1 protein-coding gene is annotated in these 244 nt (G+C 52.0%); it reads right to left on the bottom strand.

Annotation, left to right across the window (positions count from 1 at the left end):
• Positions 1-229: transposase (locus tag D1646_RS22535; protein WP_243154309.1), on the bottom strand; the 229-nt coding region annotated here is incomplete at its 3' end.
• Positions 230-244: the final 15 nt, after the last annotated feature.

Raw genomic sequence — 244 nt, 5'->3', positions numbered from 1 at the left:
TAACCTGCTGGCGGGGCTGAAGAAGTTCCTCGTTAAGCGTCATGGCGCTTTGCGGGGTTTGTGAACCTGCCCCAAGGTCGGGGCTGCCAAGACGGTTGGCCCGTACCCAGCCATACATGGTATTCTTGGGAACCCCCAGTTCTTTAGCGGCCTTTGCTTGTCCGATTTCCTTTGCGAGTTTCACTGCCTGTACTTTGTATTCATGGTCGTATTGTCTGTTTTCTGCCATTTTTGTTCACTCCTT

It is taken from the genome of Pseudoflavonifractor sp. 60, assembly GCF_009911645.1.
GTDB lineage: Bacteria > Bacillota > Clostridia > Oscillospirales > Oscillospiraceae > Lawsonibacter.
This window is presented reverse-complemented; position numbering and strand designations above follow the sequence as displayed.